At 64.0% G+C, this 15,512-nt stretch carries 13 protein-coding genes; 3 read left to right on the forward strand and 10 right to left on the reverse strand.

The window, feature by feature from the left end; all coding sequences use genetic code 11:
* Window positions 1-129 precede the first annotated feature (129 nt).
* The 9 genes from ABIB06_RS26965 to ABIB06_RS27005 all read right to left on the reverse strand — a co-directional run bounded on the left by ABIB06_RS26965 (window position 130) and on the right by ABIB06_RS27005 (window position 9,071).
* A complete protein-coding gene (locus ABIB06_RS26965) occupies window positions 130-1,299 on the reverse strand; it encodes a Gfo/Idh/MocA family protein (protein ID WP_354051117.1) in 1,170 nt (389 codons plus the stop codon).
* A 49-nt stretch (window positions 1,300-1,348) separates the two neighbouring features.
* A complete protein-coding gene (locus ABIB06_RS26970; RefSeq protein ID WP_247341471.1) occupies window positions 1,349-1,660 on the reverse strand; it encodes a septal ring lytic transglycosylase RlpA family protein in 312 nt (103 codons plus the stop codon).
* A gap of 104 nt (window positions 1,661-1,764) precedes the next feature.
* Window positions 1,765-2,610: a CmcJ/NvfI family oxidoreductase gene (locus ABIB06_RS26975; RefSeq protein WP_354069477.1), complete on the reverse strand. Its 846-nt coding sequence runs from the start codon at window positions 2,608-2,610 to the stop codon at window positions 1,765-1,767.
* Window positions 2,611-2,943: 333 nt separating this feature from the next.
* Window positions 2,944-3,882, reverse strand: a complete 939-nt coding sequence (locus ABIB06_RS26980; RefSeq protein ID WP_354051113.1) for an ABC transporter substrate-binding protein — start codon at window positions 3,880-3,882, stop codon at window positions 2,944-2,946.
* The gene (locus ABIB06_RS26985) at window positions 3,879-4,979 is read right to left on the reverse strand and encodes an LLM class flavin-dependent oxidoreductase (protein ID WP_354051111.1); all 1,101 of its coding nucleotides are present in this window, start codon (window positions 4,977-4,979) and stop codon (window positions 3,879-3,881) included. Before ABIB06_RS26985 ends, ABIB06_RS26980 begins: the two co-directional genes overlap by 4 nt.
* A gap of 28 nt (window positions 4,980-5,007) precedes the next feature.
* Window positions 5,008-6,180: an acyl-CoA dehydrogenase family protein gene (locus ABIB06_RS26990; protein ID WP_354051110.1), complete on the reverse strand. Its 1,173-nt coding sequence runs from the start codon at window positions 6,178-6,180 to the stop codon at window positions 5,008-5,010.
* Window positions 6,174-6,974, reverse strand: coding sequence for an ABC transporter ATP-binding protein (locus tag ABIB06_RS26995; RefSeq protein ID WP_354051108.1), 801 nt, complete (start codon window positions 6,972-6,974; stop codon window positions 6,174-6,176). Before ABIB06_RS26995 ends, ABIB06_RS26990 begins: the two co-directional genes overlap by 7 nt.
* Window positions 6,968-7,990, reverse strand: a complete 1,023-nt coding sequence (locus ABIB06_RS27000; RefSeq protein ID WP_354051106.1) for an ABC transporter permease — start codon at window positions 7,988-7,990, stop codon at window positions 6,968-6,970. Before ABIB06_RS27000 ends, ABIB06_RS26995 begins: the two co-directional genes overlap by 7 nt.
* Entirely contained in the window at window positions 7,968-9,071 is a 1,104-nt protein-coding gene (locus tag ABIB06_RS27005; protein WP_354051104.1) for an ABC transporter substrate-binding protein, read from the reverse strand. The genes ABIB06_RS27000 and ABIB06_RS27005 overlap by 23 nt, the downstream gene beginning before the upstream one ends.
* A gap of 475 nt (window positions 9,072-9,546) precedes the next feature.
* On the opposite strand from ABIB06_RS27005, the gene ABIB06_RS27010 reads away from it, so the two are divergent.
* Both ABIB06_RS27010 and ABIB06_RS27015 read left to right on the forward strand, forming a co-directional pair.
* Entirely contained in the window at window positions 9,547-10,527 is a 981-nt protein-coding gene (locus ABIB06_RS27010) for an ABC transporter substrate-binding protein (protein WP_354051103.1), read from the forward strand.
* A gap of 426 nt (window positions 10,528-10,953) precedes the next feature.
* Window positions 10,954-12,003, forward strand: coding sequence for a catalase family protein (locus tag ABIB06_RS27015; protein ID WP_354051122.1), 1,050 nt, complete (start codon window positions 10,954-10,956; stop codon window positions 12,001-12,003).
* 6 nt (window positions 12,004-12,009) lie between these two features.
* Here the strand turns inward: ABIB06_RS27015 and ABIB06_RS27020 are convergent, their stop codons facing one another.
* On the reverse strand, window positions 12,010-15,081 hold the full coding sequence (locus tag ABIB06_RS27020) for an ATP-binding protein (protein WP_354051101.1): 3,072 nt from the start codon (window positions 15,079-15,081) through the stop codon (window positions 12,010-12,012).
* 202 nt (window positions 15,082-15,283) lie between these two features.
* On the opposite strand from ABIB06_RS27020, the gene ABIB06_RS27025 reads away from it, so the two are divergent.
* Complete coding sequence (locus ABIB06_RS27025; RefSeq protein ID WP_354051099.1) at window positions 15,284-15,463, forward strand: hypothetical protein; 180 nt, start codon at window positions 15,284-15,286, stop codon at window positions 15,461-15,463.
* The last annotated feature ends 49 nt before the right edge of the window (window positions 15,464-15,512 follow it).

A 15,512-nucleotide genomic window follows, 5' to 3' on the forward strand; every position in this document is an offset into this window, starting at 1 on the left:
GTAATCCATCCCAGACATCGCTCGCTCCCGCGAATCATCACTCAACTCACGGAATCAGCAATCAAATTCCTCCGCAATATGTGTGAATTCGATAGTCCCCTTGTGGGAGAGGGTGGCTCGCCGCTCGCCCTACAACACCACCCTTCGCCCCTCCTCCGCCGCCCAATAGCCGGCGTAGTTCACCTTGATCGTCTCATACGCCAGCGCCAGGTCGGACAGCGGCGGCCTTCCGCTCGCGGCGCATTCCATGAAGTCCTGGATTTCCTGGAGATAGCCGCGCGTCCATTCCTCCTCGAGGCAGACATATTGCCAGCCGGTCTTGCGGTCGACTTTTTCGGTGATGTAGACCGAGGCGAGCTTCTCTTCGGAGGTCTGGTAGCTCATCAGATGCGTGTTCGGCGTGATGTTGGCGAACAGCGAGCCGCCTGACGTATAGGTCTCGATCAGATTGCGCACGCCGCCCATGATCATGTCGCCGGAGAACACGGTGGCCTTGGTGCCGTCCGAGAAGGTGGCGGTGAGTGTGCCCCAATCCTCGACGTCGACGGGATTGGCCTTGATGTAAGTGCGCTCCTCCGGCTTGAGGTTGGCCGTGACATTGCCGACATCGCCGGTGACGCTGGCGACGCGGATAGTCTCGCCACGCGCCTTGGCTTCAACCTGCTTGAGATACAGCACGGCGGAGAGCGGATGGCAGCCCATCCGGATCAACGAGCCGCCGCCGGTCATCGCCCATTGCGCGGCATGGGCCGCATGCGAGCCGGAATGACTCTCCTCGCCCTTCATGAACAGGATTTTGTCTTTCGTCGCCCTGATGATCTCCGCGGTCTTGGTCACCGCGGGTGCGTAGATCCAGTCCTCGGCATACATGAAGAGCTTTCCGGTACGTTCGATCGCAGCCCGTGTCGCGTCCATCTCCTCCAGCACGCGCTCGTACATCAGCGCCTTCGGCACATGCTTGCCGATCGGCTGCTCGTCGCCCGCGCGGCCAAAATAGCCGGCGAAGGGTTTTTCACAGATCACGTGCTTGCCGGCTTGCATGGCGGCCACGATCATTTCGGCATGCAGATTGGGCGGCGTGCAGATGTCGATGACGTCGAGTTCGCGGTCTGCGATCAGCTCAGTGAAGCTGCGATAGACCCGCGGGATCTGGTGGCGGCCGGCGAATTCGACGACGCGGTCGCCGCGCGCAGCGACCGCCGCGACCTCGACATCCACGCCGTAGACGCGCCGGAACGCATACATATGCAGCTCCGACACGAAGCCGCAGCCGACGAGTCCCACCCTGATCTTTGCCATAGCGCCCCCTTACCCATGCTTTGGGCCGCACTATAGCGCGCCGGCAGGTCTATTCCACCGAGACCCGCACCACGCCGGCGCTCATCATGCCGAGCGCACGAGCGGCGGGAACGGAGAGGTCAACGATACGGCCGCGGATGAACGGGCCGCGATCGTTGACGCGGCACTGAATCGAGCGGCTCCCGTAAGACACCCTCAGCACGCTTCCGAAGGGCCGCGTCCGGTGCGCGCAGGTCAGCTCGCCTTTCCCGGCTTTTCCGTATCCGTAATAGGAGGCAAGCCCGCTCTCGGCGTGGGCAAAGGAAACAGCAGAAAGCGAAAAAGTGGCAAGGCAAGAAAATAGCGTGGTCTGCGCTCGCACGGCACCGCTCCCGGTTGGCCCTGGCCCGCGCAGCAAACGTTTGTTGGTTCCCGTGGGTTCCTGAGCCGTTGCCGGGCGACGCCCGGCAGCGCCATCACACATTGTTACCGTTTGTGGAACACGAGCGTCCGGACCTCGATGCTCTCGCGCGGCGCCGCATCCGCCGGCGTGGTCGGATCGACGAAGGCCGTGTGAGGCCCGAAGCGCGTGCGGCCATCGGTTGCGGAATCGTAGCACTTGAGCAGCAGCGCTTCCTCGGCCGTCATCTTGGGGAAATAGAACCAGCGATGGTTCGGATTGTATTTCACCGAATAAGTCTCGCCGCGACGGTTGGGATAGATCAGATCGGAGGCGACGAGATCGTCGGGCGCAACCGTCGTGCCGTCGGCCATCGCCAAGGGTGAATCGCGCAAGGGACCGCGAATCGGCCGCCAGAGGTTGATCACTTGCACGCGTCCCTTCAGCAGCTCTTCGGCTTCGTCGGGCAGATGTTCGCGCACGCGATTGGCGCCGGAGATCGCGGTCTGGTCGACATGGACGCGCGTTGCCGGCTGACGCGGACCGCCGTCGCGAATGTCCGCGGCGCCCTCGACCCGCCTGCGCACGGTATGGTCGAAGATGAAGACGCGGCCGGCTTTCAGCGTTGCGCGCAGAAAGGCCTCGACGACGGGATAGTAGACCGCCCTCACCTCTTCATCGTTGTTGAAATCCTTCACCAGGCTCGGATGCCGCACCAGCGCAAAGCCTTCGCGATCGAGCGAGATATTTTGCGCGATCAGGCGCGCATCGAAGATCGGCACCTGATGCGGCTCCGGCAACGACGTGCTCTTGGGCTCGCCCGGCGGCGGATCGAAGGCGTAGGTGCGCGGTTTGCCCGAAACCGGCGCGAGATAGTTGAGTTCGGCGGTGACGAAGGGAAGCGATTCGATCTTTGTTTCTTGCAGGCCCATGGCCGGTCTCCCGATGTGGTCGTCTGGAAGATTTTTGAGGGGACCGCGCGTGGCGCAAGGGAGACGGTGCAAATAGCAATGGAGGTGTTGTCGGGAGCAAGGAATGCAGAAGGAACGTTTCGAAGAAGGCAATCGGATTAGGAGGTGCTCTCTCCGCTTCACGGACACTTGAGAGGCATGTGAGGTTTCGTGCCCCGGACGCAGCGCAGCGCTTCTTCAGCGGTGCGCTGCTGAGCCGGGGCCCATATCGCCGAGCATTTCTGTGCAACATGGGTCCCGGCTCTGCGGAGCAGCGTTGCACGCTGCGCCGCGTCCGGGACACGAGAGCTGTTCCTACAACCCTGCCTTCGCGATCGCATCCGAGAACGAGCGATCCACGATCTCGGTCGCATCCAGCTTCTGCTTGATCAGGCCCCAGCGAAAATAGAGATCGATCGTGCTCTGCTCGTCCGCGACCACGCCGTCGTCGATCGGCGCGATCCTGATCTTTGCGCGTGACAGCCAATTCTGCGGCACGGCGGTCGGGATGTTCATCAGCCTGCCCCACGTCGCGGCATAGCTCTCGACATTGTTCAGCGACCACGCCCGCGCCGCGGTGAGGCGCCGGATGAAGTCGGTCAGCTCCGCGCGCTTGGCGCGGATGGCATCGGGCCGCGCCACTTGAAAGCTCAGCCCCGGTGTCAGGCCCTCCGAGGTGATGACGCGGCGCGATTTGAACAGCACCTCCTCCTGGCTGACATAAGGCTCCCAGGTCGACCACGCGTCGACGGAGCCTTGCGTGTAGGCGATCTTGGCGTCCGATGGCGCCAGGAAGGCAATCTGCACGTCGGCCGCACTCCAGCCGTTCTTCTCGATCGCGGCCAGGATCAGTTGATGGCCGATCGAGCCACGGCCGGTTGCGATCTTCTTGCCGCGCAGATCGGCGAAACTCTTGATCGGCGAGTTCTCGGGCACGAGAATGGCGAGGCCCTCGCGCGTCTGCCGGATCGCGGCAATCGCTTTCACCGGCGCGCCAGAGGCGGCGGCGAAGGTGAAGGGTGCGTCGCCCACGAGCCCGGTCTCGATCGCGCCAGCGCTCAGCGCTTCCAGCAGTGGCGCGGCCGCCGGAAACTCCTTCCACTCGATCTTGTATGGAACGTCCTTCAGCACGCCGGCCGCTTCCATGACCGCCTGCGAATTGCCCTTCTGGTCGCCGACGCGCAAGGTGGTCTGCGCCGCCGCCAGCTCGAGCGAGCCGAACAGCAGCGCGCCGGCCAGCATGAGGCGGATCATTCCGCCGCCTCGCCGCGAACGGCCTGACGCTTGGCGACCAGCTCGCGCGTCAGCGGGATCAGCTCGCGGCCATATTCGATGGCGTCGATCAGGGGATCGAAGCCGCGGATCAGGAAATGGCTGATGCCGAGGTCGTAATAGTCGCCGAAGACTTCCGCGACCTGCTCCGGCGTACCGACCAGCGCCGTGGTGTTGCTGTTGGCGCCGGTGAGCTTTGCGATCTCCGTCCAGAGCCGTTTGTCGATGCGGCTGCCCTGGTCGGCGAGCGAGAGCAGGCGCCGTGCGCCGGCCGTGGCGTGGCCGTCGGCGGGCTTGCGATAGCCGGTCTTGTCCTGGAGCGCGGTGGCGCGCGCAAGAATCTCTTCCGCCTTTTCCCAGGCCTGCTTCTCGGTCGGGGCAATGATCGGCCGCACCGAGAGGCTGAAGCGTGGCGTCGGACGGCCCTGCCTGACGGCCGCGTTATGGACGCGTGAGGTGACGTCGCGCACCTGCGCATAGGATTCACCCCACAGCGCAAAGGTGTCGGCGTGCTTGCCGGCGACGTCGATCGCCGCATCCGAGGCGCCGCCGAAATAGATCCGGATGCCCTCTGGGCGATACGGCTTCACCTGCGAAAAAGCGTTCTCGACCTGATAGTGCTTGCCCTTGTAGGTGAAGGGCTTGTCGCTGGTCCATTCCAGCTTGAGGACATCAAGAAATTCCGAGGTGCGCGCGTAGCGCTCGTCCTTGTCGTCCAGCGTATTGCCGTCCTGCCGCAGCTCGGTGGCGTTCCCGCCGGTGATGACGTGGAGCGCGACGCGTCCGCGGGAGAACTGGTCGAGCGCCGCAAATTGCCGCGCCAACAAGGTCGGGGCGGTGAAGCCCGGGCGCTGCGCGATCAGCACGTTGAGGCGGCCGGTCGCACCGAGGACGTGCTGGGCGACCTGAAGCGCATCGGGCGTCGTTGAATGAAACGCCAGCAGCGCGCGGTCGAAGCCGGCATTCTCATGCGCCTTCGCCACCGTCTCGATGTGGGTCGGGTTGAGGATCGGTCCCTCGCGAACGACGGTCTCGGACGAATTGTTGTTGCTGATGAAACCGATGAACTCGATCGACATGATCGTCTCCCTGTTTGTTTTCTGAAAGCTAGAATCCCAATGCGGCACGGCCGAGGCCGGTGCGCGTGGAATCGTCCTGCGGCGTGTGCACGCGGCCGCACAGGACGTCGCGATAGTGCCGCTCCACCGGATTGGCGCGGGAGAGGCCATGATTTCCGGTCAGCGACAAGGCGTCCTCGACCGCAGCGACGGCGTTGTTGGTCACCGTCAGCTTGATGACATTGGACTCGGCCGCCGAGAGCGCGATGCCGTCATCGAAATCACCGGCGAAGGATGCGATCAGCCGCGCATTGACCGCGAGCCGTGCCTCGATCGCGCCGAGGATCTCCTGCGCGCGCGGCAAGGTCGCAAGCGGCGCACCGAGGTTGGCCGGCACCCGCTGCTTCAGGAACGCGACCAGCCAGTCGCGTGCAGCCCGAGCCACGCCGTCATAGATCGCAGCGACGAAGATTGTATGCACGGTCGCCTGCGCGACATCAGGTGCGCGCCAGTCCGCCGGCTTGCGCACATCGGCTTCCGCATCGAGGGGGATCACGACGTCGTCGAAGATGACGTCGTGGCTGCCGCTGGCGCGCAGGCCGTGATGATCCCAGGTTTCGACGATGCGGGTGCCCGGCAGGCCCGCCGACACCAAAAACTGTCCGACGCGCGGCTCGGCTTCGTCCGTCCGCGCCCACACCAGATACCATTTCAGGATCGGCGAGCCCGTCGAATAGATCTTGTGGCCGGAAAGCCGCCAGCCGGTTTCGGTGCGACGTGCAATGGTCGCGGGCAGTCCGCCGCGCGCAGGCGAGCCCAGTTCGGGCTCGACGCGAAGCGCGTTGACGAGCGCAAGGCCTTCGACGCTCTCGCGCGCAAGCTTGCGCGACAGTCGCGCCGGCCAGGTCGGGCTCCGTGCCATCACCAGATGATTGATGTAGTGCATCGACAACACCAGCGCGGTCGACGGATCAGCCTTGCCGATGATGCCGAGGACGCGTGCGGCATATTGTGCGCCCGCTCCGGCCCCGCCATGGGCGGCCGGCACCGTCAGCGACAGCAGGCCTGCGTCGGACAGCTCGCGAAAATTCTCGAACGGGAAGCTGCCGGTGCGGTCGTGTTCGGCCGCGCGCGCGGCGAAGGCCCCGGCCAGCGCCTCGGCACGTGCGATGTAGTCGGGCTCGCTATGGCCCACGGGCCCCTTGGCTATCGAACTCACCATGTGGCGTCCAGTCCCAGCAGGCCAAGAATCTGGCGGCGCAGATCGGCCAGATACGGATCGCCGCGATGGCGCGGATAGGGCCGGTCGACACGGATGTCGGCCTTGACCCGCGCCGGGCGGTCGCTGAACACGATGAGGCGGTTGGCGAGCACCAGCGCCTCCTCGGCGTCATGCGTCACCAGCAGCGTGGTAAAACCCTTGCGCTGCCACAACGAGACCAACTCGGCCTGCATGGTGATGCGGGTCAGCGAATCGAGCTTTCCGAGCGGTTCGTCGAGGATGAGGATTTTGGGATCGTTGACCAGCGCGCGGGCCAGCGCGACGCGCTGCGCCATGCCGCCTGAGAGCTGGTGCGGATAGGCATTGCGGAAGGACGATAGCCCCACGAGATCGAGCGCGGCATCGACGCGATGACGCTGGCTCTTCAAGATGCCCTGCGCCTCCAGCCCCAGTGCGACGTTGTCCCACACCGTACGCCAGGGAAACAATGTCGGATCCTGGAACACGACAACGCGCGACGGGTGCGGTCGCGTGATGCGAGCCTTGTCCTCGCGCAGCGTTCCGGACCTGGGCTTGTCGAGGCCTGCGACGAGGCGCAGCAAGGTCGACTTGCCGCAGCCGGAGGGGCCGAGCAGCGCGACGAACTCGCCCGGCTCCACGGAGAGGCTGACGTCGCTGAGCACCGGCAACTCGGCACCGTCGATGTCGAAGGCGTGGCTGACCTGCTCGATGTCGAGCGCGGCACCTGCGGCCGGGTGAGCGTCGATTTCGGCCAGTGCAGTTGCGGCTACCATTTTACGGTTCCCCTCTGCCAGACCAGCAGGCGATCGCGGATCGCGAACAACAGCGTGATCGCGCCGGAGCAGAGCAGCGACATCACGATCAGCGCCGCATACATGTTGGCGTAGGCCGCCCAGCCCTGCGCCCATTGCAGGTACCAGCCGAGCCCGGCCTTGACGCCGATCATCTCGGCGACGACCAATACGGCAAAGGACGAGCCGAGCCCCATGAACAGGCCGACGAAGACATGCGGCAATGCCGCGGGGATCGCGACCTTCAGCACCAGGAAGGACGGCTTTGCGCCGAGTGTCCGCGCGACGTCGTAATAGGCGTTGCTCACACTCGCGACGCCCGACCAGGTCAGCACGGTGACCGGGAAGCCGGTTGCCAGCGCAATCAGAAAGGTCGAGGCGCTCCAGCTCGACGGGAAGGTGAAGAAGGCGATCGGCAGCCAGGCGGTCGCCGGCAGCGGGCCGATGAAGCGCAGCACCGGATGCACCCAATAGCCGACGGCGCGCGACCAACCGATCGAGACGCCGGTCAGGAAGCCGACTGTCGCGCCGATCAGATAGCCGCCGAGCTGGAGCTTGACCGAGGCGAACACGCTGTCGAGCAGTTTTGGCAGATCGTCGGTATAGACCTCGATGATCGACTGTGGCGGCGGGAAGAACGGCAATGGCAGCCAGGCGAATTTCGCGGTCGCGACTTCCCACAGGGTCATCAAAACGCCGAGCACGACGAGCCACGGCGCACGCTGGCGCAAGGCTCGGCCGGCCGAGCCGAGATAGTCGGCGGCGACGGTCCCGAACAGCGCGACGGCCGCGATGACAAAGGCGGCAATGCCGAGCGAATGGGTTCGCGACCAATCGCCGACGTCCTCCCACCACAGGCAGGACAGGCCGAAGGCGATCCACGCCACGCTGGCGAGAATGCCAACGCTGGATTCACGGACCCAGCTCGCAAGCAGCGGCGCGCGAGAGAGAGGCGGCGCGCCGGACGCAAGGCCGTCAGACAGCGAATACGTCGACATAAATGCGCTCCGCGAATTTGGCCGTATCGGTACTCTGTTTGAAGACCTGCACGCTCTTGAGATCGTCGGCATAGGCCTTGAGCTCGCGCTTCAGGACTTCGCCGACGGGGTGATGGTGGTGAGTGTGGTAGCGCACCATGCCTTCGATATCGGCGAGCGATGCCGTCTTGGGCGCGTAGGGCTGGAACGATTTTGCCGCCACTGTCGGGTTCTGCGAGGTGAACATGGCGGCGTCGAGCAGCGCCTGCGTGATGGCGCGCGCGACCTGCGGCTCCTCGCGCACCAGACTGCCGCGCAAGCCGACGATGCAGCAGCTCTTGTCGCGGTATTCGCCGTCGAGATTGGAGGCGACTTCCTTGTACTGGCTGTCCTTGAGCCAGAGATAGCCGAGTGGGTCGGACGACAGGAACGCCTGTACCTCGCCTTTCTCGACGGCTACGTTGAGGAGGTTGCCGGGATAGGCGCGCCAGTCGACGTCCTTGTTGGGATCGATGCCGAGCTTTGCCAGCTGGATCGAAAAGAAATTCTTGTCGGGACCGCCGAGATCGCCGACCGCGACGATCTTGCCCTTGAGGTCGGCCAGCTTGCTCACGTTGGAGTCGGCGCGCGTCAGCACGCGCATGCAGCCGCCATGGGTGCCGGCGGCGATCTTGACGTCAAAGCCCTGCTCGAGCGGCTTCAGCCAGCGCAGCGCCATGCCGAGACCGGCATCGCTCTTTCCCGTTGCGATCGCCTCTAGCAGCTGGTCGGTCGATCCGGAATAGTTGACGAGCTCGACGTCGAGATTCTGCTTCTGGAAGAAACCGTGCTCGATGGCGACCGGCAGCGGTGCAAGGCAGACCGCGCCGGCATTCCACGACAGCTTCAGCTTACGCGGCGCACCGGTGAGCGCGGGCGCATCTGACGCCGTCCGGCACAGCGGAAACTCCGAGAAGTCGACGCCGGACGCAATCCCGCGCGGCACAAAAGCCTGTGCCGCACCGAGGGCGCCGAGCGGCGCCGCGAATGCCGCCGCGAGCCCCGCCTGGAGCAGGTGACGCCGGTCGAGCCTCGATCCGCCGTGCTTGATGTCGTCGTTCATCCGTCCCCACTCCTGCGCTGGCACGGCTCCGCCGTCTGCACAACAATTTGCGTTGCGCCTGTTCCGTGCGGAGCTGCGTTGAGAGAAAATCTTTTCGCCGGCGCCTGCTGCGCCTCGTTGATGCGATGCGCAAATCATGCGGCGTGCTCGCCGCATCGTCAATGAAATGGATTTTCGAATGTTGCGCGAAGCGAAGTCATTCTCTCCATCGGCGCGGCCGGGACGATGAAAGGATTTCTTCCGATGCATCGGTTGGCAGCGTGCTGGCCTACTCCCTCTCTTGCTTCATTCTTGCGCAGCATCAGTGGCGCACACCGCACGTTCTCGAAAGCAGCTCCTCGCTAAAACGTCCTTGCCCATCGCGCGCGCAATACGGTTAGCCATTTCATTGACTGCGCATCGCGCGACCATAGACTTGATCGTCTCGCTGGATCGTTCGCTCACGCGTCGTGAGCAAAGCAACAAGACAGGCAACATGAGCATCAACTCCCTCCACCATTCCGTCACCCGCCGGCTCGCCGCATCGCTGCTTGCTGCCGCCATCACCCTGTCGACGGCCGCGACGTCATTCGCAGCCGACGCAATCGTGCTGCGCGTCGGCGACCAGAAGGGCGGCAATCGCTCGCTGCTCGAGATCTCTGGCTACGCGAAGGATCTGCCTTACAAGATCGAATGGTCGGAATTCCCCGCGGCTGCGCCGATCCTGGAGGCGCTCAACGCCGGCGCACTCGACGTCGGCTACACCGGCGACCTCTCGTTCCTTTCCGTCTACGCGGCCGGCGCGCCGATCAAGGCGATCGGCGGCACAAGGTCGGATGCGAAGACACAAGCCATTCTCGTACGCCAGGATTCGCCGATCAAATCGGCCGCCGACCTCAAGGGAAAACGCCTTGCCGGCACGCGCGGCGGCTGGGGCCAGTTCCTGATCGACGCCACGCTGGAGAAGGCGCAGATCAAGCTGGAGGACGCGACTTTCGCGCCGCTCGGCCCGGTCGACGCCAAGATCGCGTTGGTCGCGGGCTCGATCGATGCCTGGGCAGTGTGGGAGCCCTACGTCTCGTTCGCGACGCTCAAGGACAACGCTCGCGTGATCGCCGATGGTGAGGGCCTGACGCCGACCATCACCTTTATCGTCGCCTCTGACAGCGCCATCACTAGCAAGCGCGCGGCGGTGCAGGACCTCGTGCAGCGGCTGAACAAGGCGCGGCTGTGGTCGCTGGATCATCTCGGCGAATATGCCAAGAGCACGGCCGAACTAACCAAGCTGCCGGAGGACGTGCTGCTCTCGGCCTACACCGCGCAGCGCACCAGCCCGATCGTGATCGACGAGAACGTCGTGAAGGAGGTGCAGGAAGCCTCCGACCGCTCGACGCGCTACGGCATCCTGCCGAAGAAGCTCGACATCAGCAAAGCCGTCGACCGCAGCTTCACCGCTGCGGCCGCAGGATCGAACTAGGAGGCGGCGGGATGCGAAGGCTTCGCCTCAAGGCTGGCCCACTGCATCTCGCCGCGATCGTGCTCGCGCATTTCGCTTGCATGGGCCTGATCGTGTGGCTGTCACTTTAGACGCCGGCCAACGTCGCCGCTCGCTGGCCGGGCCTTAAGGAAAAGATCAGGACAACATAAGGAGCCCATAAGGACTTACGAGACGCCACTGGCCTAGCATCGACCCTGTGATCTCGTCGGTAACAGGATGCCTCATCCCACGGCTTGTCCAGGCAACCGCAGCTCGTTCTCCGATTGCCGATCCCGACTGGACGGGCTTACAGTGGAACTCGCCCTGCGGCCGTCGACGCTTGCAATGGGAAGGCGACCTTCGGGCTGGGAGATCAGCGCCATGTCAGCCGGTTAGTATCTTCGTTACGATCCGTCCGTCGAACAAATCCGGCCGGAGGAAGCGGAGGCCGTCGAGGCGATCGTTGCCTCGATCTCGCGAACGAGCGCTCGCACTTTTCACAACGACAAGCATGGGACCCGGCAGCAGCACGCCAAAGGCGCCGGCTATCTCCGCGGCGAGCTGATCGTCTACGACGATTTGCCGGATCATCTGCGCCAGGGCCTGTTCAAACAGGCTGGCCACTTCCCGATCATCGTCCGCCTCTCCACCGCGTTCAACAGGAGCGATCGCGTACGTTCGCCGCGGGGGTTTGCCATCAAGGTCTTGGACGCGACTGGGCTTAAGGCGCTCGGCGACGACGACTCGACGAACCAGGATCTTCTGCTCGTCAATCACCCCAGCTATTTCGCGGATGCGATGGCCTATATGCGCGCGCAGCACAAGGTCGAGCGCAGCCTGATCCTGCCGGATCTGGCGTATGGACCCATAGGCTTTGTCGCGCGCATCCTGGTCGCCGCATCGGACAGAACAGGCATTCCGATCCCGATAGTCTTGAAAGCACTTGGTGATGCCGGCAGCAACATTCTTGGAGAAACCTTTCACACAGAGGGAGCACTGCGGTTTGGCGATTATATCGCAAGGCTTCGCCTGGTGCCGCTCTCGGCCTCGGTCCGCCGGCTCACCGGCCAGCCCTGCCACGATGCCGATAATGCCGTGCTGAACACTGTCGTTGCCTTCTTCAAGGACAATGCGGCCGAGTACGAACTATTTGCCCAGCTCTGCACCGACCTGGAGCAAACGCCGATCGAAGATGCCTCGATCGACTGGCCCGAAGACGTCGCCCCGCCGCAAGCACTCGGCAAGATCACGCTTCCGCGACAGACCGCCGACAGCCCCGCGCGTCGCGTCTATTCCGACGAGGTGCTTTCGTTCGATCCATGGCGATGTCTCGCGGCGCATCAGCCGCTCGGCTCGATCATGCGATTGCGCAGGGATGCCTACCGTGCCTCCCGCACGCTGCGGCAGCAGCAAAATCAACACACGGTCAAGCAACAACCCGGAGAACCGCGACAGATCGCGGACCTGCCGGATTGAGCCCGATCACCGTTCCGCACTATCGAGCCGGGTGTCCCGGCCTGCGTCGAAAAAGGACGCCGATCGCAGCGGATCGCCGGGATCAAGCGTCGCTGCCAGCGATCCGATCACCTGGCCGGAGCGGTCCCGCCACTTGGCAGCCCTTTGCGTTTGTCCAAGGCCCGCATAAAGCGCTGCGGTCGTGCGATAAACCCGCCAGGTGGCATGCGGCAACCTGGCATGGCGGACGATCGAAATTGCCGTCGACAAATGTTCGCCGGCGAGTTGCACATCCTGCTTCAGGATCGCAATTCTTGCCATGACCTCGTGGCACAGCGCGAGAAACGGGCGGTCGGGTGCCGCGCTCGTCACCTCATGAAACTGGCTGGCCGAACTCTGGGCGCGATCCAGATCGCCGATCGCGATCCAATAGTCGCAGCAAGTCAGCAGATAGTGGGGGATGACCAGCGACTCCATCGGCACGCGATCGACCTCCATTCGCCGCTCCATCGCATCGAGATGCTGCCGCGCCCGAGTCAGGTCGCCCATCCTGACATAAGCTCGCGCCAGCAGGTTCCTGCCAACGAAGAAGGTGAACGGATTGGCCTCGATCATCGGGCCGAGCGCATCCTCCGCACGCCGTGACGCGCTCCCATATTCCTCGGCCTCGGAATACAGCCATCCGATCGCGAGATGACACAGCGCGACGGCCTGCGGATTTGCATTTCGCTCCGAGATGGCCAACGCGGAGACGACGTTTCGTTGCGCCTGCCCCCATTCACCGTGATAAATCTGGGCAAACGCCTCGACCGTTTCATAGAGTACGAACAGATAGACGTCACCGACCAGGCGGGCGAGCTCCTTGCCCCTGGTCGTCGCATCGCAGCAGGCCGGATAATTCGCACGCAAGAACTCCAGCACCATCTCCATCGAGCAGCGTCGCAGCCGCATGCTCAGATCCTGTTCTCCGGTGATCAGTGCTGACGCATGCTCGGCAAGGTCCGCATTCTCGCGATCCCAGCCGCGGAGCATCAGCTTCAAATTGGCAACGTTCCCCTGGACCAGAGCGCTGAACGCGGCGTCGTCGATCGCCCGGCTCTTTACAAGAGCCTGTTCCGCAACAGGCAGGCTCTGGCGTCGATCGACGTAAAGACAGAATCTGCTGAGGTCGACCAGTGCGTTCACCTCTTCGCGCACGTGTCCGTTCTCCGCCGCGTGGGCGACGACTGCGCTGAGATCCTGCAGGGAATTCAGGAAATCTCCACTGGCCCGCCAGGCCCAGGCGCGCTGAAGCAGCAATTTCAGCCGTGCTGTCACCCGAAACTCCGGGGGCAAATGCGGCACCAGTTCCAAAGCACGGGACAGGTAATTGGCGGCCTCGCGTGTGCTGAACCTTCGCGCCGAGCCCTCGGCGGCCGCGCCCAGATAATGCATCGCTTTCGGGAAATCGCGGCCCAGTTCGAAGTGGCGCGCGAGAACGGCGGCGATCTCCGGAGCCTGCGGCCCGTAGCCCTGCTCGAGCCCCGCCCCAAGTAGCGCATGGGTTTTCGTGCGGCGTGCCGGCGCGAGCCGCTGGTACAGGATCTCCTGGTAGAGCGCGTGCTGGAACGCATAGCGACCGGAGACACCTCCGCTCGGCCACTCAGTCATGCCGGCAACGACGATAATGCGATCGGTCCGCGCCAGATCCTCGCACATCTCCTCGACATCCAGCACGGGACGGTCCAGCGCACCGGCGATATGGAGCGCAGAAAACTCAGCTCCCGCCGCACTGGCAACCTCGAGCAGGCTGCGCTCGTCCACGGTGAGGTGATCAATTTGCTGCTTGATCATTCCTTCCAGATCGCGCGGCATGCTGTCCTGCGAGGCCGCGTCTTCGCTGACCAGCCGCCAGCCCAATTCGTGCTCGACAAGCGCGCCTTGCGCCACGAGATGATCGAGGAGAGACGACACGAACAGAGGATGCCCGCCGGTTCTCGCGAAGATGCGCTCGACCAGCTCTCTGGCAAAATCGGCCGAGTTGAAGCGCAGGGAAAGATAACGTTCGACGTCGATGCCGGTTAGTCGATCGAGCGCGAGCTCGGTGGCGTGTCCGTGAATCCGCAAGTCCTGGTGAACGGCACGGATAGGATGTCCGCCGACGGCGACTTCCATCGGCCGATAGGTGGCCAGCACGAGGATAGCCGCCCTCCGATCCCGGCGCGCAAGCCGGGAGAGCACATCCACGGTGGCAACGTCGCTCCAATGCAGATCTTCCAGGATGATCACCCATGGTCGCCTGACGGCGAGATGTTCCATGAGATCGGCAAATTCGCGCAGCATGCGCTCCCGGGTTGCGCCAAAGACTTCATGCTGGAATGCGGCCCGGTCTGCTTCGCCGAGGAATCCGGGCATTTGCGCGAGCCAGGTCGGCGCGTGCTCGCGTATGGAAGTCAGCAGCGATGCTCCATCGGTTCGACGGCAGCACTCGTTCAGCGCTCCGATCAGCGGAAGAAAGGCCTCATGAGTGCCGAACAACTCGTTGCAGCTACAGTGCAGCACGCCCAGCCCCTGCTGGTTCATCCTGTCGAGCGTCATTTGCAAGAGGGTGGTTTTTCCGATCCCGGCCTCGCCGGTGATGAAGACGATCTGACGCTGTCCGGTACGAGCGAGTTGCAACGCCTTGTCCAGCGTCTCGAGTGCCCCAGTGCGGCCTACCCTCCAGTGCCGGCGTCGATCGACGGCGTGCTCCGTGGCGGAAGTCGCCTCCTCTTCGGCTGGCCGCTCGATCGCAGGCAATTCGGCGGTCGCGACCGGCGCAATGAAGCGATAGCCGCGCCGCGTCACCGTCTCGATGTAGTTGGGGGACTGCCTGTCGTCGCCGAGCACGGAGCGCAGCGTGTTCACGGCAACGGCGAGGCTCGACTCGCTGACGTGCAGATCGGACCAGACCGCGTCGAGCAACTCTTCCTTGGTGACGAGCGCACCGGGCCGACCGACAAGATAGCAAAGAACCTCGAACGGCTTCGGCGCCAGCGCGATCCGCTCCCCGCCTCGCCACAATAGCGCGTTGGCCCGGTCGAGGCGGAATTCACCAAAGGCAAGCGCGTCTCTACGCACGGCTCCAACCCCCGGATGCTCCCCGATCTTAAGGGAAAGCTCAGCCAAATGTAAGGGCGCGCTAAAGACCTGCGCCCTGCGCCGGCACTAGCATTGGCCTGTCCACTTCAGAGACGCCGGCAAGGCGTCGGACGGCCTTTTCATCACACTGTCATTTCAGTCGACAGGCAGTCGATGCCTGAATTCCGGCAAGGAGTTGGCCATGAGCATTTTAAAACACCTGGCGATCTCGCCTCTCGCTTTTGCCATTCGCCATTACGACGTCAGGGTCCTATTGAGCGTCACCGTCCTCAGCCGCATCTTTCTCGTCGCCATCTATCTTGCGTGCGGCGGCCCGGGCCTGTCCGGGCCCGATCTCACCAACACCATCGCGCTGCCATGACCTCGGGACCGCTCGAATGGTGCATCGAGATCGCGATCATCGTCGCGAT

Origin of the sequence: Bradyrhizobium sp. LB8.2 (genome assembly GCF_040548035.1) — a bacterium.
Taxonomy (GTDB): domain Bacteria; phylum Pseudomonadota; class Alphaproteobacteria; order Rhizobiales; family Xanthobacteraceae; genus Bradyrhizobium.